This is a genomic window from Patescibacteria group bacterium (assembly GCA_034660655.1).
In the GTDB taxonomy this organism is placed as follows: Bacteria; Patescibacteriota; Patescibacteriia; order JAACEG01; family JAACEG01; genus JAACEG01.
Genome location: JAYEJU010000055.1, coordinates 1 through 1,733 on the forward strand (window position 1 = coordinate 1; position 1,733 = coordinate 1,733).

Annotated in this window: 2 protein-coding genes; one reads left to right on the top strand and one right to left on the bottom strand. The window is 31.7% G+C overall.

Going from position 1 to position 1,733, the window contains the following annotated elements; all coding sequences use genetic code 11:
* Positions 1-683 (bottom strand): hypothetical protein (locus U9O55_04035; protein ID MEA2088979.1); only part of this gene is annotated, 683 nt, incomplete at its 3' end.
* 135 nt (positions 684-818) lie between these two features.
* Here U9O55_04035 and U9O55_04040 point away from each other — a divergent pair.
* Positions 819-1,247: a hypothetical protein gene (locus U9O55_04040; GenBank protein ID MEA2088980.1), complete on the top strand. Its 429-nt coding sequence runs from the start codon at positions 819-821 to the stop codon at positions 1,245-1,247.
* Positions 1,248-1,733 lie beyond the last annotated feature (486 nt).

Genomic DNA, 1,733 nt, shown 5'->3' on the forward strand with positions numbered 1-1,733 from the left:
AGAAAAGCAAAAGGAGACAATATTACTAAAATCCAAAGCGCGGCGATCCTTATTACAAGAACTAAAGTAATTGCCGCTATTACTACTAAAGCTATTATAGAAAAAACTAAAGCTAAAATCATTGTGCCCGCAATTGATAAAGCTGAAATTTCTTCATCAGAGTTTGCCAATGTCTCTTTCCATTCAGAAAAATTAAGAAAATCTTTTAATCCAATCATATCAGCAAAATTGCCCATTCCTATTTCAGAAATTCCGCTTACAAAAGTAAGCATTACTATTTGCGAAATATCAATTACAACTCCGCAAATTGCTTTTGAAAAATTTATTAAAACAGCCATTATAACCAGCTTAGGCAACCAATTCCGATAACTATAACTTTCTATCCGCAAAATTGAACCAACAGCTATTATTAAAAGAATAATAATAAACCCCATATTGCAAAGATCGCGGATAATTTCCCAGCCAACTTTCACAGGCTCAGCATCTATAAATCCGTTAAATTGCGCCGCTGATATAAAAAAACCCATCATCTGACCGATTAATAATCCTATAATCCAAACAGGGACATATATTATTTGAGACAAGGCGACTAATAAATCCTCCTGCCACCAGGAGAGATCGGTTCCTCTAGGGGCATCTGCCGCATAAACAAAATTTCCTAATACAATAAAAAAAAGAAACAAAAAAATTGCTATAAAAAATACTTTTTTGTTTATTTTTTTATATATTAGGTTGACAAAACGCATATTATATGCTAAGATTTTAATTAACTTAAGCTTGAACATTATACAAAATAAAATAAAAGGAGAATTAAAACAATGAAAAAAATTATTTTTCTGTCTTTTCTTTCCATGGCATTAGTAATCCCTTACTCCGCAAATGCTGGGTGCGGATGCGGTCTCCCCGGTAACTTACCAGCCCCACCACCTAAATATGAAAAAGTTTGGAACCAAGCAGCTCAAAAACTTGACGGTTTCAACAGGGACTTGCTCAAACTGTGGAAATGCCCCACAGCTTATCCATATTTACTGCTTGGAGGAAAAAAAGGGTATATGCTTTTCTACCCAATAAAACAATACGGAAGAAATACTCATAAATCATGCATGTGGGTTGCTGGATTTATTTATAAAAATAACATTTGGCGACTTCATGAAATGTATTATTTAAATGGAAATCTAGAAGATCGGTTTCCAGGACTTTACCTCTCAATCATAATGAGTGAAAATTATGACTGGGATGAACCCTAAAATTTGAATTAATTCCGCCGGATAAGTCGGAAAAATTTGCTCCTTCTCTCCCCACCAACCAGATCTGTGTTGGCCCCTCCTCCAACACGGGTCGCAACCTGTCCTGGACTATTAGCTATCAAAGCTTTCGGTCCGGGACTTTTTCTTTTTAGAATTTTTTTATCAAAAAACTATTAAACTCTTGTAAATAATAAACCTCAAAAATCACTTTTAAGCTTATCTTGAATTATAAATATTATAACATAAAAATAAAAAACAACCAATAAAAAAATAAAAGTTTTCAACAGTTGGATTTTGTATAAAAAAACAAAAATTCGTTTTTTATAAACGAATTTTTTTTAACTATTTTTTTATATATTATCTTGACAAAACGCATATTTTATGATATTCTTAAAATTGAAATCTGAACCTTGAAATAAATAAAAATAAAATAAAGAGAGGTAAAAAAAATGAAAAAGGTTATAACTGCGTGTTTTATTATTTTAT

Excerpts from the sequence above, each read along its gene's own strand:
- U9O55_04040 (MEA2088980.1), top strand. The coding sequence starts at position 819 with ATGAAAAAAATTATTTTTCTGTCTTTTCTTTCCATGGCATTAGTAATC.